Genomic DNA, 18,258 nt, shown 5'->3' with positions numbered 1-18,258 from the left:
ATTTAGAGGTAAGTATCCTTTTATTACAATGAATATAGATAATTAATAACTAACCAATTGGATGAGCGCCTATAAGGACTCTCTTTTATTCAAATTAATGTACATATGTGTTCCGTTCATTATTTATAATATTGACCACAATTTATGTAATTTTGCATAATGTTACATAAATTGTGTATTTTCTCTTTTTTCCGACAGAAATAGACAGTATACTTTGTACAAGCTTTCTATTTCAAAAATTATACGAGGTGAAATAATGAAAAACAAAAAGACATTAACTAAGGTAGCATTAACAACTGGATTAGCTTTAACAGCTGTGGCACCATATGGGGTAGGTCATGCAGAGGAAACAGATCAACTACAAGTTCAAATTCAGGAAGAATCGTTCCGTTCAGGTGAACTGACACAACCGTCACAAAAGACACCAGAAAATGTAGTAAAGGATGCACTTAAGGAGAAAACAGAGCAAGCTCTCTCCCAAAAACAAGTCAATGGAGAAGCAGGAGTAGATTATAAAGTCCTTCAAAAACGTGGTTCGTATGATGGAACTACACTTGTACGTATGCAGCAAACATACGAAGGAAAAGAAGTATATGGTCATCAATTAACTGCACACGTAGATAATAATGTGGTTCGTATGATGGAACTACACTTGTACGTATGCAGCAGAAGGAAAAGAAGTATATGGTCATCAATTAACTGCACACGTAGATAATAATGGTGTTATTAAAAGTGTTTCAGGTGATAGCGCGCAAAATCTAAAACAAGAAGAATTGAAAAAACCTATTAATCTGTCAAAAGATGAAGCAAAACAATTTATTTATACGAAGTACGGGAACGATATCAAGTTTATTACTGAGCCAGAAGTTAAAGAGGTTATTTTTGTTGATGAAAATAATGGACAAGCTAAAAATGCATACCAAGTTACCTTTGAAGCTGCAACACCAAACTATGTTTCTGGTACTTATTTAGTAAATGCACAAAATGGTGATATGTTAAAAAATATGGTACAAGAATCTAACTTAAAAGCTAGTGACAAACTAGTTGGAGCTTTAAAGAAAAGTAAACAAAGCAGTCTTACATCATTAACTGGAACAGGAAAAGATGATTTAGGTATTTCTCGTTCATTTGGTATCTCTAAACAAAGTAATGGCAAATATGCTCTTGCTGATTATACAAGAGGGCAAGGAATTGAAACATATGATGTGAATTACAGAGATATTACTAAAGAAGAAAGCTATTATCCTGGTACATTAGCGACTAGTACTTCGGCAACATTTAACGATCCAAAAGCAGTAAGTGCTCATTACTTAGCAACAAAAGTATTTGATTTTTATAAAGATAAATACAAACGTAATAGCTTTGATAATAAGGGACAAAAGGTAGTTTCAGTTGTACATGCTTGGGATTCTGAAGAGACGAATGATCCGAAAAATTGGCAGAATGCATTAAGTGCTAATAATGGAAGTATGCTTGTATATGGGGATCCTATTGTTAAAGCATATGACGTAGCTGGACATGAATTTACACATGCTGTTACTTCTAGTGAATCTAATCTTGAATATTACGGTGAATCCGGTGCGATTAATGAGGCGCTATCTGATATTATGGGAACATCTATTGAGAAATACGTAAATAATGGAAACTTTAATTGGACAATGGGAGAACAAACGGGATCTGTTTTCCGTGATATGGAAAACCCAGCTTCTGTTCCATCTTCACTCGGAGTACCTTATCCAGATGATTACAGTGAATTTAACGATTTTAATGGATGGGATCAAGGCGGTGTTCATTTTAATTCAAGTATTATTAATAAAGTTGCGTATCTCATTGCAAAAGGCGGAACTCATAACGGAGTAACTGTTAAAGGAATTGGTGAAGATAAAATGTTTGATATTTTCTATTATGCAAATACTGATGAGTTAAACATGACTTCTAATTTCAAAGAATTGAAATCAGCATGTATTCGAGTGGCAACTAATAAATATGGGGCGAATACAGCTGAAGTTCAAGCAGTTCAAAAGGCATTTGATGCAGCAAAAATTAAGTAATTTAGAATTATAGTTCTCATTCATATATTAATACATTATGAAAAAAGCTAATATCATTTTAAGGATATTAGCTTTTTTACGTAGCGATGTATTGTTGAAAATAAACTGACTAAGCAATAATTAGGCGCGTTATCTGTAAGAAGCTGCGACAAATAAATAAGGTTTAAAGTATATAAAAACAGAAAATTAATAATATATTGACCTCTTGATAGAAAGTCTATAAAATGAAAACGATAACAAACGATTGCTTTAAAATGATTTCCCTGACCTTTTAGCATTTACAAATTTATGAGGGCATACACAAATCTATTTTTTTAAGTATTTATGCAAACGCTTTCGTATTAAAAGGTCATTGAAATACATACGTAAAAATAGCCAATATGGAGGTGAAGCAAAAGAGATTTCTAGATTAATTTAAGCAGTGTTATTCAGTGTAAGCATAATAAATCGCTAGTAATATTTGAAGAAAGGGTGTATGTGGTGCAAATTATAAAAAGATTAATTAACAAAACAGTTTTATTACTTACTTTAATCGTTATGTTATCATCTGTTTTCTCCTTTCAGGGTGTGAAGGCAGTTTCAAATTCGAAAACAACTGAAGTTATCATTCATTACAAAGAGAAGCTTGGAAATACAAAAGACTGGAATCTTTGGTTATGGGGAGAAAATGCAAATGGTACATCTTATGAATTTACTGGTGAAGATGAATTTGGAAAATACGCTAAGATAAAAATAGACGGTGACTATAATCGTGTAGGATTTATAGTTCGAACAAATGAATGGGAAAAAGATGGTGGGGATCGTTGGATTGAAAATATAAAGGGCGGTCGTGCTGAAGTATGGATTCTTTCGGGCGATGAAAAAGTATATAACTCTAAGCCTTCTTCAGATCTCTCAATTCAAAAAGCAACTATTGATAGTTTCCATGAAATTACCGTAACGACTAATGTCCCGTTTCATATTAGGGAAAAGAAAATTGAAATTGAAGGCATTAAAATTAAAAATATTAGTCCTTATGATATAAATAGTGGAGATATTACTAATAAGGTCAAAATAATTACGGAACAGAAAATTGATTTAAAACAAACATACAAAGTTAAAATAGAAAACTTAGCTGATACGAATACTGAAATTGGTAAAGTCATTCGTAGCGAGGAATTTGATAATTTATTTTATTATAGTGGTAACGATTTAGGGAATACATATACCGCGCAACATACAAAGTTCCGTTTATGGGCTCCTACTGCAAGCGAAGCGAAGTTAGTTACATATAAAAACTGGAACGATAAAATAGGTGCTGAAATAAACATGCAACAAGGTGAAAAGGGAACTTGGACAGCAGAACTAAAGGGGAATCAAAAAGGGCTCTTTTATACGTATAAGGTCAAAATTGGTGATACATGGACTGAAGCGGTTGATCCATATGTGCGTGCTGCTTCTGTAAATGGAGATAAAGGTGCAGTCGTTAATTTAGAAGAAACAAATCCGAAAAAATGGAAAGCAAACAAAAAGCCAAAATTTAAAAATCCAGAAGATGCTATTATTTATGAATTACATGTACGCGATCTTTCCATCCAACCTGAAAGTGGTATTAAACAGAGAGGGAAATATTTAGGTGTAACAGAAAAAGGAACAAAAGGGCCAGAAGGTGTAAAAACAGGACTTGATCATATAAAGGATCTTGGTGTTACTCACGTTCAGTTTTTACCGATATTTGATTATGCTTCAGTAAATGAAGAGACTTTAAATGAACCGCAATATAACTGGGGATATGATCCTAAAAATTTCAATGTTCCAGAAGGCTCCTATTCTACAAATCCTTATGAGCCGACTGTTCGAATAACTGAATTAAAGCAAATGGTTCAAACACTGCATGATAATAATCTTCGTGTGGTGATGGATGTAGTATATAACCATATGTATAATGCTGCTGAATCTAATTTCCATAAGTTAGTTCCAGGTTATTATTATCGTTACAATGAAGATGGAACATTTGCAAATGGAACCGGTGTAGGAAATGATACTGCTTCAGAAAGAAAAATGATGAGGAAGTTTATGATCGATTCTGTAGCATACTGGGCAAAAGAATACAATTTAGATGGATTCCGTTTTGATTTAATGGGTATTCATGATTATGAAACGATGAATGAAATACGTAAAGCTGTTAATCAAATTGACCCTTCTATTATACTGCATGGAGAAGGCTGGGATTTAAATACACCTCTTGCAGCTGAGTTGAAAGCAAATCAAAAAAATGCGGAGAAAATGAAAGGGATTGCTCATTTTAACGATAATATACGTGATGGATTGAAAGGTAGTGTATTTGAGGAGAAAGAAAATGGTTTTGTAAATGGAAAGCAAAACATGGAAGATCGTATTAAAAAAGGCATTACAGCAGGTATTGACTATGATACCAATTTGTCTACCTATCAAGATCCAGAGCAGGTGCTAACTTATGTGGAAGCACATGACAATCATACATTATGGGATAAACTTGAGTTAACTAATCCAGATGATAGTGAAGAAGTGCGAAAACAAATGCACAAATTGTCTTCTTCGATTTTATTAACATCACAAGGGATTCCATTCTTACATGCAGGGCAAGAGTTTATGCGCACGAAATATGGTGATCATAATAGTTACAAATCTCCAGATTCAATTAACCAGATGGATTGGTTGCGCCGTGCAACGTTTAATAATGAAGTAGATTATATGAAGGGGTTAATAGAATTACGCAAAAAGTACTCAGCTTTTCGAATGACATCTGCAGAGCAAATAAAAACACAAGTTTCATTTATAGGTGCCCCGAAAAATACGGTAGCTTATACAATAGAGGGGAATAAAAATGAATACTTTACGGTGGCTCACAATGCAAATAGAGAAGCGGTTGAAATAACACTTCCATCGAAAGGGCCTTGGAAAGTACTAGTAGACGGGAAGCAGGCGGGAAGTAAACCACTTTATGTTGTCCATGACAATAAAATTAAAGTTCCTGCATTAAGTTCATTTGTCTTAAAAACAGAGAAACCGATTAAATAAAAGCGAAGAATGTGGAAATAAATACTGCATTGAGCAAATTTAATAAGGATTGCAAATGAAAAAAGCGAAGTGAAGATTATTCTCACTTCGTTTTTAAAGTTAATGTAATATAATTTCACATACTGTAATTATATTACAATTTAATAAAAGAAATAAGCAATAGATTATTTCTTTTGTGGCAGTAGGAGAAGAAGATATCTTTGAGTTTATTTATAAAATTATCTGAAATACATTCGTAATTCAGATAATGTTTATTATATATTCGAACATATAACGAACTAGATGTTCGAGTTGTATTAATTCCTACAAATCGTTTAAAAATAACAAAGACATAAAAAGTATATGGAATTAAAATAGAGAAAAGACACCATTCAAGGTGTCTTTTCTCTATTTTGAATATGAAATGTAAGTAACTCGATTGTATGTAATAGTATGTGATATTTTCACACTAACTGATTAAGAAAAATTTAAAACTCTTTTCTTAATCTATTTGTAATAAATTACATCATAAAATTTTATCGATATAATAAATAAAACTTTCTCAACATTATTTGATTTAATAACTATATTCAACCGCTCTCCAATCCATTACAATAATTTCACATTGGAAATACATGAATATTCTCAATGTTATAAATGGTTTATACCTTATAGGATTACTATGGGAAAGGATGTGAAATATCCAAAAAAAAATCATTTTTTATGATGAAATAAAAAATTTTAATGAAGAAAAAGTTATTTCATTATTTTCAAGTTTCGTTAAAGTGCATGTATTTATAATCACTATGAGACAAGGAACAGAATCTGAAAAAATTTTTGAAGATTAGAAAATTGCATTTCAAAAATAAGTTAAACGTTTATGGAGGGTTATATGAGCGAGAAAATTTATTACTGGTCTCCGATTAAGCATTGGGAGAAGTTGCATAATGAAGTTTTGATAGGGGAAATGAGATTTACAGGTATTCTGTCTGAGTGGTTTCCTGATCTTTATTTTATGGCTCAAAAAGGTGTGAAAATCAGTGAACTAGTAGAGCGCTTTTCATTAGGAAATGTAGAAGAGACACAAAAAAACATAGAGCTCATGATAAAAAATCGTGTGTTAGTAAGTAACATATTACACCCAAGAGAAGTATTTTCTTCACAAGAAAAGATTTTTTCAAATCCATATAGCAACCAGATTCGCTTTTCTAAAGAGAAGTTAGATAAGTATATGAGTGAACAATTAAATCGCACGCACGTTGCTGCACGGTCGACCGAAATTCAACTTGAAACAACAAATGAGCTACCTACTATAATTAAGGAACGTAGATCTTGTCGTCAATTTGATATGGAAAAACATATAAGTTTTTCGGAATTTTCCCGATTCTTATCAACTCTAAAACAGGTTAGGGAAGAAAAAATATACTATCATTACGCAAGTGCAGGCGGGCTCTATCCCATTGATATCTTTGTTTATGTAAAACCAAAACGTATAGAGGGTATGAAAGCTGGATTTTATTATTATAACCCATCAAAAAATAGTCTTGTGATTGTAAACAGCATTGATCAAGTAATCAAAAGTGATCATGAGTTAATTAATCAGGATTTATTTACTCAATCTGCCTTCTCAGTTTATTTGGTTTATAATGCGAACGCTTCCATCCCGAAATACGGTTCAGATGGATATTTATTTGCTTGTATTGAGTCAGGCATTATCACTGCTACCTTAAATATGGTTGCTGAAACATTAAATTTAGGGGTTTGTTCAGTTGGTCATATGAAATTTGAAGATATTCAGCAATTTTTATGTTTGGATAATCATCAAGTGTTTCTCCATGGGCTTGAAGTTGGCTTAAAAATTAACGAGTAGAAGAAATGAATATTAGGGGGATAAAGATAAAAATGCACATTAAAGATCGAAGTTCAATTCATGAAAATAAAGAAGTAGAAGCGTTTTGGAAGGAGCAATTATCTTCCGAGATTCTCGATTTTTCTGTATTTAAATTTAATAGCGATTACCAACTAAATAAAGAAACACCTTGTGAGTACGTTCAAGTCATAGTGAATGTAGAATTTAGTAAAAGTATACAAAAAATAAGTAAGTCTCAAGATTTATTATTATTTAGCTGGTTTCACGCCGCTTTAAGGGTTTGTTTGGCACATTATACAGATCAAGAAAGAATTACTATTGGTATTCCTATAATTGAAAAGAATCTTGAACAAAGTGAGAATCTTAATAAGTTGATTCCTTTAGGAAGTGAAATCCATCCGCATCACACCTTTAAACAATTAGTAAATGAGATTGAACAAACGACTTTATTCGGGTATGAAAATCAGGAGTATCCGCTCTCTGAATTATTAGTTAAACACAATTTAACTCCTTTTCAAATTGTAATCGGGATGGAAGGATTACATAATGAAAATTCGCTAGAAGAATACGCAGAGAATAATTTAGCCCTATGGATACGAAGAAAATGGAATGAAATACATAATGAATTTGAATTTCAAATTTCTTGTAAGTCCCGTTCATTCTCTTCTTTGCAACAGTTTGCCAATTCGTATTGTTATGTTTTAAAGCAAGTTTCACAAAATCCGAATTTGGCATTGAAAGATATTTGTATTATTGCAGAAGAAGAAAAAGAGTTGTTAGAAGGATTGAATACTTTTCAAACGGGCATAGACTTGTTTCAATCATTTCAAGATTTGTTTGAAGCGCAAGTATTAAAAACTCCAGATCAAATTGCTGTTGTTTGTAATGATCAATCTTTGACATATAGAGAATTGAATAAGAAAGCGAATCAATTGGCTTCTATTCTTCAAAGTAAAGGTGTTTCAAAAGAAAGTATTATTGGCGTTATGGTAGATCGGTCATTAGAAATGATTATTGGTATGATGGGGATTTTAAAAGCAGGAGCAGCGTATTTACCAATCGACCCTAACTACCCAACTGAACGAATTGAATATATGTTACAAGATAGTCAAGCAAAATATTTACTTAGTAAGCGAACAGAGCAAGTATTGCCGCAATTTGCGGGTGAAGTACTGTATCTTGATAAAGAATATCTTTTCCAAGGTGAAGAAAGTAATTTAGTACGAGAACATAATCCTAATGATTTGGCTTATGTTATTTACACATCAGGATCGACAGGAAATCCAAAAGGGGTAATGATAGAACAAAAATCGCTAGTTCATTTTTTAAATGTAATGAGAGAAAAAGTAAAAGCTAATCAATCATTCTTGTTTCTTGCTAGTGTATCTTTTGATATTTCCTTGTTAGAAATATGTCTTCCTTTAACGCAAGGTTCAAAAGTAGTAATTGCTACAGAGGAACAGTTTGCAACAAAAGAATTGGCTCATTTGGTCAAAAAACATAAGGTGGATTTATGGGAATCAACGCCATCGCGAATGGAAGTGATTTTGAGTGATCCAGAAGGGGCAAATTTTCTAAAAGATTTAAAATCTATTTTATTAGCAGGAGAAGCATTTTCCATTGATTTGGTTGAAAAAATTCGTTGTATCAGTGAAGCAACAATTTTAAATATTTATGGTCCCACAGAAACAACCATTTGCGCAACAGTAAAAGACTTGAGCACTTCCAAAGAAGTTACGATCGGCAAACCAAATCCGAATTATCATTCCTATATATTGAATAAGTATGGCCAATTAAAACCATTTGGAATTCCCGGTGAACTCTGCATTGCTGGAGTAGCGGTAGCACGAGGGTATCTTGGTAAAAGTAAACTGACAGATGAAAAATTTGTACAGAGTCCTTTTGCGGCAGGGGAAATGATGTATCATACAGGTGATCTCGTTCGTTGGTTGCCTAATGGAGAACTTGAGTATTTAGGTCGAATGGATCATCAAGTGAAAATTCGAGGGTATCGGATTGAATTAAGAGAAATCGAAACTCAATTAAGGGAATATCCAGAAATAAACCAGGCTATCGTTGTTGATCAAGTGTATGGAAATAGGAAATTATTAGCTGCCTACTATGTATCGGATAACAAGGTGTCTTTTGGTGAAATCAGAAAATATTTAAGTGATAAATTACCTGAGTTTATGATTCCTGAAAAAATGATTCAGGTAGAAGAGATTCCATTGAATCCAAATGGAAAAGTGGATAGAAAAAGGTTATTGGATATAACCCAAACGGATTATGTATCAATTCCATACGTTGCCCCGCGCAATGAAATTGAACAAAAATTGGTGCGTGCGTGGGAAAAAGTTATGGAGATTGAGGGAATCGGTATTCATGATAATTTTTTTGCATTAAAAGGAGAATCCATTAAAGCACTTCAGGTAATTAATTTATTAAGAAAAGACTGCTTAAAAATAAGTACAACAGATTTTTTTAAGCACCCTACAATCGCTCAACTGAGTTCTTGTGTAAAGTTAGAGCATAAAGAAGAAAACTTTGAAAGTAAACCAACTCATGTTAAAGATTTGTCTAATCCATTCTCCTTAACAGAAGTTCAGACAGCGTATATGTTAGGAAGGAATTCACAGTTTGAATTAAGTGGTATTTCCCCTCAAACATATTTTGAATATGAAACAGCATTGGATATCAATCGTCTTTCAAAAAGTTTTCAAAAGGTGATCCATCGTCATCCAATGTTGCGAGCTGTAATTTTACCAGAGGGAAAACAGCAAATATTACAAAGCGTTCCTGATTACGAGATTGAAATAGAGAGTCTCATAGATTTAGATGATAGGAATCAACATGCTCGCTTACAAGAAGAGCGTTCTCGAATGACTAACCATGTATTCCCTTTGGGGCAATGGCCTTTGTTTGAATTGAAAGCTTTTCTTTTAAAAGAAGACACGTATTTATTATGTTTTCGATACGATGCTTTGTTAATGGACGGAGCAAGCATGAACATTGTTGGACAGGATTTGTTGCATTATTATTATAAACCAAATCAAAAATTAGAATCTTTATCTTTTGATTTTCAAGATTATATGTTTATCTATGATGAAATGGAACAAAGCGAAGAATATAAAACAGCAAAAGATTATTGGACAAGTAAGCTTCCTGACTTTCCGTTTGCACCTTCTTTGCTGTTAAAAAAGGATCCAGCAGAGATTGCTACTCCTAAATTCCAATCACTTACAAAAATCCTGGATAATAAAAAATGGACAAAGCTAAGAAAGTTAGCACAAGAGAAAGAGGTAACTCCTTCCGCTCTACTTTGTACAATATATGGTGATGTGTTGGCATATTGGAGTAATCAACGTCGATTAGCAATTAACTTGACTGTATTTAACCGTTATCCTGTTCATGATGAAGTAGAACAGATTGTTGGAGATTTCACATCGCTTATTTTATTGGATGTTGATGTAAAACCAGAGCAAACTTTCTTTACTAGAGTAAAAGAAACGCAATCTACTTTATTAGATGGCCTTGAACATCGTCATTACGATGGAGTTAACTTTATTCGAGATTTTACTCGATATCATCAAATGACACCAAAAGCAGTTATGCCAATCGTTTTCACCTCGATGTTAGCAGGTGCAGGTGCTTTCTCTTGGGAACAACTTGGTTCTCTTCGCTATATTCATGCTCGGACTCCACAAGTGTATTTGGATAATGTAGTAATTGAAAAAAATGGTGAGTTATTAATTAGCTGGAATTATGTTGAAGAGTTGTTTGATATTGATGTGATAGAAGCAATGTTTTCCCAATTTGTTGACTTATTGGAACAATTGGTGAAACAAAGCGATATAACATCTTTGCAGATGAAAGAGTCGGATCAAACTTTAATTGAACAATATAATGAAACAACAGAAAAAATACCTTCAACTACTCTGTATCAATTATTTACAGACCAAGTAAAACGTACACCGAATGAAGTAGCGGTGGTATTTGAGCAAAAATGGTTAACATACTCGGAACTTCATAAACGCTCCAATCAAATTGCCCACTTCTTAAAAGAGCAGGGCATTGGTCTTGGTGACAAAGTGGGTCTTTTAGCCAAAAGACGAGTTGACACAATTGTTAATATGCTAGGTATTTTAAAAGCAGGTGCTGCTTATGTTCCGATTGATCCCGATCATCCTTTAGATCGCCAAACATATATTTTAAAAAATAGCTCATGCAAGCTTTTATTAGAACCTAGTCTTTATGAAGAAAATGATTTGTCATTTTATACAACAGAAGACATGCCCGCTATTGCTGGTCCAGAAGATATTGCCTATATTATATACACTTCAGGAAGTACAGGAAAACCAAAAGGAGTAATTATTACTCACCAAGCGGTTACAAATACGATTCAAGACATAAATCAAAAATATGAGGTAAATGAAGATGATCGTATTATTAGTATCTCTTCCATGTGTTTTGACCTATCTGTATACGATATTTTCGGAGCTTTAAGCACAGGTGCAATGTTAGTAATGATTCGTGATCCGAGAGACATGCAAGAATTAATCCGCACTGTCGAACGTAGAGGGATTACAATTTGGAATACAGTGCCTGCAATCATGGATTTGGCATTGGATCAAGTAGGTTCTCATTTTGAACATTCTTCTTTACGTTTAGTTTTACATAGTGGAGATTGGATTCCGCTTTCTTTACCAGAAAAAATAAAACGACATTTTCCGATTGCAGAAGTAGTTTCACTAGGAGGGGCAACAGAAGCATCGATTTGGTCAATTTATTATCCGGTCAAACAGGTGGAATCACATTGGAATAGTATTCCATACGGGATGCCCTTGGCAAACCAAACGTATTATGTGTTGAACTATGAAAAGAAAATGTGCCCTGTTGGTGTAATTGGAGATTTATATATCGGGGGAGTGGGCCTTGCTAAAGGATATTTAAATGATGAAAAGAAAACAAATGAAGCGTTTGTGTCACATCCTGATTTTGGTCTTATATACAAAACAGGAGATTGTGGAAAAATGCATTCTGAGGGATATATTGAATTTTTAGGCCGCCAAGATTACCAAGTAAAAATTCAAGGGTATCGAGTAGAGTTAGAAGAAATCGCTCATTGTCTTCTAACTTATAAACAAGTCGAACATGCTGTCGTAATTGATCAAACAGATGAGAACGGAATAAAATTTTTAGTTGCATATGTGGTAACTGAGCAAAATATTAGTACAACAGAACTACGAAAGCATTTGCGAGATCACTTGCCAGATTACATGATTCCTTCTTATTTTGTTTATTTGGACCAATTACCCTTGACTCCAAACGGTAAATTAGATAGAAAAGCGCTCCCTACTCCCGAGAAACAAACAAATGAAGTATTTATTGCTCCAAAAACTGAAATGGAAAAAATATTAACTAGTATTTGGCAAGAAGTACTCAAAATAGATCAAGTTGGAGTAAATGATCATTTCTTCGCCTTAGGTGGAGATTCGATAAAAGCGATTCAAGTGTCCGTCAGATTGTATCGACAAGGATTTGAGCTTGAACCAAAAAATCTATTTTCATTTCCTATATTAAGGGACATGGTTCAATTTGTTAAAAAGCTAGACCATTTTTCAAGTTCACAAACAAATAATGTAAACATAATGAACGATAATAAAGCTACATTACTAAATATTAAAGATAAACAACTTAATCAACAAACACTTACCAAAATACAAGAAAAAATGCCGGATATAAAAATAGAACGTATTTACCCGTTAGCACCTTTCCAAGAAGTTATTTATGAACATGCTACGAATGAACCTGATACAAATGCATATTTTGAACAAACAATTTGGGCACTTGAGGGGGAGTTGGATATTAAACTCTTTATTCAGTGTTTCCAACAATTAGTTGATCGTCATGATTCTTTAAGAACAATAATTGTGCAAGATGAACAAGCAAAACCTTGGCAAGCTGTTCTATATGATGTTCAAATAAATTCAGAAATAAAAAACTTGATTGAGATGACGAAACAAGAACAGCAAGAATTCCTAAAACAGTGGATGAATGAAAATTTAAGTCGAGGATTTAAAAATGATGAACTTATGACACGTCTCTGTATATTCCAACTAGGTAATAACGAGCATAAGGTAATTTGGAGTTCCCATCATCTATTATGTGATGGTTGGAGCGTCAGCATTTTGATAGACGAATTATTCCAGCTCTATGAAACAACAAATGCGGGAACTACGGCGGGGTTACCTATAGTAAAACCTTTTGAAACATTCATAGACTGGACTTTGGTACAAGATCATGAGAAAGCACGTCATTTTTGGAGGGATTATTTATCAGGATACAATCAGAAAATTAGTATTCCTAAAAAGAAAGTCCCATCTAAAAGTGAAGGGTTAAACTTCACTTTTATGGATTTAATATTAGACAAGGATTTGACTAATCAGTTACAGACATTTGTAACTAAAAACAATATAACTATGAATACAGCACTACTAGCTGTATGGGGAATATTACTTGGCAAATTCAACGGAACGAGAGAAGTAGTATTGCCTAATCTCGTATCAGTCAGACCTCCCGAAGTAGAAGGAATTGAAAGTATGTTCGGTCTATTCACAAATGTTTTGCCTATCCGATTAGCATGGACAGAAACGCAGTCTTTTGTGGACTTCCTGCAAAAAGTTCAACTAGAAACATTAAAATGTAATGAGTATGCATACTATTCATTTGTTGATATACAAAAGCAAAGTGAATTAAAAACTGAGTTGACTGACCATCTTTGGGTTTTTGAAAACTATCCAACTAATCCAGCAATCTTTTCTTCAAATGAAAACAGACATTTTGCCATCACGGATTACGAAGTTGTTGATGAGCCACATGTAAAGTATGGAATTATGTGCTTCCCTGAAGAAAAACTTATAATAAAGTTTGGATATGATCAAACTTTATATGAAGCGAAGAAAATACAGGAAATATTAAATCACATCCATTGCTTAATCAACATGATTCTTCAAAATCCAATACAGACAATCGATGATTACAAATTATAAAAAATGAAAAGGCGAGCAAGGACTCGCCTTTTTAAATAGAATAGGGGTAAATCAAATGACAAAAAACTTGCAGCTATCAGCCGAAGAGATGCGTCAGTTAGGATATCAAGCGGTTGACTTGATTGTTGATCATATGAATCATTTAAAAAGTAAACCAGTTTCAGAAACGATTGATAGTAATATTTTTAGAGACAAGCTAATTGAAACGATTCCGGAAAACGGATCTAATCCAAAAGAATTACTTCATTTTCTTAATAACAATGTGTTTAATCAAATTACTCATGTGGATCATCCTCATTTTATGGCTTTTGTTCCAGGTCCTAACAATTATGTTGGTGTATTAGCAGATTTTTTAGCAAGTGGGTTTAATGTATTTCCTACAGCTTGGATAGTAGGTGCAGGTGCTGAACAAATTGAATTAACGACAATTAACTGGTTAAAATCAATGCTAGGATTCCCTGATTCAGCTGAGGGCCTATTTGTCAGTGGCGGTTCCATGGCTAATTTGACTGCACTTACTGTAGCGAGACAGGTCAAGCTGAATAATGACATAGAAAATGCGATTGTTTATTTTTCTAACCAAACTCATTTTTCTGTAGATCGAGCACTTAAAGTATTAGGTTTTAAACAGCATCAAATTTGCCGAATTGAGACAGATGAAGATTTAAAAATTTCAGTTAGTACTTTAAGAAAGCAAATAAAAGAAGATCGACTAAAAGGGAAAAAACCATTCTGTGTTATTGCTAATGCAGGGACAACGAATTGCGGAGCGGTTGATTCCCTCAACGAATTGGCTGATCTTTGTAATGATGAAGATATATGGCTACACGTGGATGGAGCTTATGGGGCTGCAGCAATTCTCAGTGAAAAAGGAAGGGAGTTATTAAGTGGAATTCATCGTGCCGATTCTTTAACGTTAGACCCGCACAAATGGCTTTTTCAGCCTTATGATGTTGGTTGTGTACTCATTCGAAATAGCCAATATTTAAGTGAAACATTCCGTATGATCCCAGAGTATATTAAGGATACAGAAACTAATATAGAAGAAAAAGTGAATTTTGGGGAGCGTGGAATTGAACTTTCTCGTAGATTTAGAGCATTAAAGGTATGGCTTTCTTTTAAAGCATTCGGAGTTACAGCTTTTCGTGAGGCAATTGATCATGGCATTATGCTAGCTGAACAAGTTGAAGAGTTTTTAAGGAAAGAAAAAGATTGGGAAGTAGTAACACCCGCCCAATTAGGAATTGTTACTTTTCGTTATATTCCATGTGAGCTAACATCTACAGATACAATTCATGAAATAAACAAAAAATTGGTGGAAGAAATTAATCAAAGAGGATTTGCTATGCTAAGTACTACTAAATTAAAAGAAAAAGTAGTAATTCGACTTTGCTCTATCAACCCAAGGACAACAAAAGAAGAAATACTTCAAATCATGATGAACATAAAAGCATTGGCAGAGGAAATAAACACATCGCCTAAACATCTTATATCTGTTTCTCAACCTTGATATATTAGGCGGATTTTACATATTAATAGCCGATTCTCATTTAGAATCGGCTATTATGTTTAAATGATAACATATATACTATTTATAAGTATTTATCTTGTAATGGGATTAAGCCTCAACCTTGGATACTCGTTTGAAACCAGTCTTTATTGCTTGTACTATTTCGTTCACAGCATAAATAGATACATCGGCATTTGGATTTAACCCTTCAAACCAGTGATAGGCATTTGGATATAAATGAAACTCCACATCAACACCAGCTTGCGCTAGTTTGCTTACATAGGTTAATGTTTCGCTGCGGAATGGATCTAATTGACCAACAAATGTGTAAGTATACGGTAAGTCACTATAATCCTCAGCTCGAGAAGGTGCTGCATAGGCAGGGATTTGATCCGTTCCATACATTTCTCCTAAATACATTTTCCAGCCAGCTTCATTTGCCTTTTGATTCCAAACAAATCCCTCTTTAATTTCATTCGCTGAAGGTGTATCATTTCTGTCATCAATCATTGGATATAGTGGCATTTGTAAACAAATTGAAGGATATTTTCGATCTCGGGCTAATAATGATAATGCTGCTGTTAGTCCACCGCCGGCACTTACTCCTGCAACCCCAATACGATTTGAATCAATGTTTAATGACTTTGCATTATCAGCAATCCATTTTAAAGCTGAATAACAATCCTCAATTGGTGCTGGGTAAGGGTGTTCAGGTGCTAAGCGGTAGTCTACAGATACAACCACACAGCCAGCTTCTTTTGCAAACCTCATACAAGTATCATCGTTATCATCTATAGAACCTAAGATATAACCACCACCATGTATCCATAATAAGACAGGTAAAGATTCATGATTTGATTTTGGACGATAAATTCTTAATGGTAACGGATTATCATCAGGTCCAACAATGACTTTATCTGTTAACGAAAGGGAGTCATCAACAACGGTAGGTGGTCTCATTTGAGCTATCCCTTCTCTGATTGATTGCAAGTTTTCCGGGCGTAAATCGAGATCCGGAAACATCTCTAACCCTTGTAATAATTCTGGATTTACTCTAGTTTTCATTTTAGCACCTCTATTTGTAATTGTTTTCAAATAAATGAAGTGTATTCTAAGTAGTTTAATTGTGAAAGAACACCACAATTAAATTGTAAATTGGATATGTTATAACGGTCAACAGAATATTCAGGAATTAAAACCTTTCTCAAGAAGGACTTTCATGCAATTAATAATACAAGTATTGGATTTAAGAGCAAAGTGGTTTAATGTCGTTGTAATTATGTACATTAGAAAAATTTCTTTTTGAGTCTAGAAAAGGATTAGATTCTTTTCTAGACTCATGAAGAATTATGAAAAGCAAAATTTTATAGATAGTTATCTTAAAAATAAACAAAGAGAGAAGAACTAACCAATGTTCTTCTCTCTTTTTCATATGTAATTAGGGTATCCTTAACTGCAAATACGGATGGTATAGATTAATGGATGAATAATTTCCTTTTAAATTAATAACGGAATACATAAAGATTTTTATATGTAATATTACATATACAGGGACTACTAGTGAAAATGTTGAGCAATGCTTTTCCATATGGTAAATTAGTTCCTTAGTTATTTATTTTATTTCATTTTCAATCGTGTAAGGCTAGGGGCGAAGATTTACAAAGGTGACTAGTAAAAAATATAACAATATAAGTATAAGATTTTGTACTTAGTAATCTCGCGATTTAAGGCACGACATTGGATAAGTGCGGGGAGTTCAATCGATTTTGAATAAAATCAATAGTATCAGTTGCAATTTTTTTACGTTTAAGAACGATCCCGGCATGCCCACATTTATAAATATATCGTGGAGGTCTTTCCCAAGATTCCCACAAGTAGTCTGTATCCTCAGAATGCACATATAGATCATGCTTACCTGAAATTAATAAAATATTTTCTTTTTTTACTTTTGGCAATGCTTGACTCGGTTCAGTGATTTTCCAATAATCTATTAAATCATCATACGTAACACCATGATGTTCCAAGTCTTCTCTAATAAATTTACCTGGAGTTGTATTCCAAATAGAATAAGAAAGTCGATTTGCATAGAAAATGGATGCTAACACATCAATTTCTTCTTCAACAAGAGAGGTTAAGTTAGTAATAAATCCGCCTAAACTAATTCCTATTAGAATCAGGGGCCCATTTTTATTTGCTTTAATCCATTTAATCAAAGCTCGTAAGTCAGCTACCGCTTGTCTAGTTGCTTGTAATGTTCGTTCAATATTTGCACTTACCATATACTCTCCACTGAATAAGGATTGATCGGGTTTTCTTTCAAAATGATAGGGTAGAGTGAAATAATACATATTCCACTTCAGGCTGGTCATATGATCGTGGAATATTTTTTTCACACGTTCGTTAGAATCCATTCTCCAACCGTGAACAAAGATAACATGAGGTGCATTTTCATTTTTATGTAAGAATAATTCCCCAGTTACAGAGTCGTTGCGTGAATCACCGGATTGAACCGAACTTTTATAGTTGAATTGCCCAACCATGTATTCATTTTCCTGCTTTGAATGCTTAATGTCAAAATGAAAATGTGATGGTTGTACTTTATAAAAAGATTCTATGTTCTTTATATTTAATGAAGTGTTAGAAAGGGAAGTAAACTGAAATGCTACACTTCTTTTTTTATGTAAATCATATAAGGCGTACCGATCAATGAGTTTTGAAAAAATCAAATTAACCTCCTCCAAAATACATATTGTTTAAAAC

General features: G+C 33.4%; 6 protein-coding genes and 1 pseudogene. 5 read left to right on the top strand and 2 right to left on the bottom strand.

The genetic code is table 11. The annotated features are described in order from the left end of the window. The first annotated feature begins 256 nt into the window (after positions 1-256). From DN403_RS22330 to DN403_RS22310, 5 genes and pseudogenes are all read left to right on the top strand, one after another. A pseudogene (locus tag DN403_RS22330) lies at positions 257-2,051 on the top strand (M4 family metallopeptidase). Between the two features lie 480 nt (positions 2,052-2,531). Then, a complete protein-coding gene (gene pulA, locus DN403_RS22325; RefSeq protein WP_081143699.1) occupies positions 2,532-5,090 on the top strand; it encodes a type I pullulanase in 2,559 nt (852 codons plus the stop codon). 871 nt (positions 5,091-5,961) lie between these two features. After that, positions 5,962-6,939 (top strand): SagB/ThcOx family dehydrogenase, encoded by a 978-nt coding sequence (locus DN403_RS22320; RefSeq protein ID WP_137073756.1) that lies wholly within the window; start codon positions 5,962-5,964, stop codon positions 6,937-6,939. A gap of 32 nt (positions 6,940-6,971) precedes the next feature. Next, on the top strand, positions 6,972-13,988 hold the full coding sequence (locus DN403_RS22315) for a non-ribosomal peptide synthetase (RefSeq protein ID WP_142338653.1): 7,017 nt from the start codon (positions 6,972-6,974) through the stop codon (positions 13,986-13,988). 55 nt (positions 13,989-14,043) lie between these two features. Then, the gene (locus tag DN403_RS22310) at positions 14,044-15,498 is read left to right on the top strand and encodes a pyridoxal phosphate-dependent decarboxylase family protein (RefSeq protein WP_000164810.1); all 1,455 of its coding nucleotides are present in this window, start codon (positions 14,044-14,046) and stop codon (positions 15,496-15,498) included. 108 nt (positions 15,499-15,606) lie between these two features. Here DN403_RS22310 and DN403_RS22305 read toward each other — a convergent pair whose 3' ends face one another. Continuing rightward, the gene (locus DN403_RS22305) at positions 15,607-16,563 is read right to left on the bottom strand and encodes an alpha/beta hydrolase (protein ID WP_000857939.1); all 957 of its coding nucleotides are present in this window, start codon (positions 16,561-16,563) and stop codon (positions 15,607-15,609) included. Positions 16,564-17,222: 659 nt separating this feature from the next. Beyond that, complete coding sequence (locus DN403_RS22300) at positions 17,223-18,224, bottom strand: alpha/beta hydrolase (RefSeq protein ID WP_149185752.1); 1,002 nt, start codon at positions 18,222-18,224, stop codon at positions 17,223-17,225. Between the last annotated feature and the right edge of the window lie 34 nt (positions 18,225-18,258).

The organism is Bacillus sp. AY2-1 (genome assembly GCF_008368965.1).
Classification (GTDB): Bacteria; Bacillota; Bacilli; order Bacillales; family Bacillaceae_G; genus Bacillus_A; species Bacillus_A thuringiensis_S.
The sequence above is the reverse complement of the archived record's forward strand: the minus strand, read 5'-3'. Positions and strand labels throughout refer to the sequence as shown.